Raw genomic sequence first — 540 nt, 5'->3', positions numbered from 1 at the left:
TACGCCCGCCTGCTCGGGCTCGCGCGCGACGCGGGCTTCAACATGATCCGCGTCGGCGGCACGATGACCTACGAGGCGGATGCCTTTCACGCCTGGTGCGACCGGCTCGGGCTGCTGGTCTGGCAGGATTTCATGTTCGCGAACTTCGACTACGCGCTCGACGATCCCGCATTCGCGGACAACGTCGATCGCGAAGCCCGGCAGTTCCTGTCGCGTCACAGCGCATCGCCGTCGCTCGCCGTACTGTGCGGCGGCAGCGAGATCGCGCAACAGGCCGCGATGTCCGGGCTCGGGCCGAAGCAGCGCTTCCTCGAGCTGACCGCCGACCGGCTGGCCGGCCATGCGGCCGCATGCCGGCCCGACGTTCCGTATGTGCCCGATTCGCCCGACGGCGGCGTGCTGCCGTTCGCACCGCGCGAACGCGTGTCGCACTACTACGGCGTCGGTGCATACCTGCGCCCGCTCGACGACGCGCGCCGCGCGGACGTGCGCTTCGCGAGCGAATGCCTCGCGTTCTCCAACGTGCCGTGCGACGCCACA

General features: G+C 70.0%; 1 pseudogene. It reads left to right on the top strand.

The features are described 5' to 3' along the window. Positions 1-540, top strand: a pseudogene (locus tag G3N99_RS41510) (glycoside hydrolase family 2 protein); the annotation flags it as partial.

Source organism: Burkholderia sp. Ac-20392 (assembly GCF_017104585.1).
Lineage (GTDB): Bacteria > Pseudomonadota > Gammaproteobacteria > Burkholderiales > Burkholderiaceae > Burkholderia > Burkholderia lata.
Note: the sequence above shows the minus strand (reverse complement) of the source record. Positions and strands in the feature narration are given on the sequence as shown.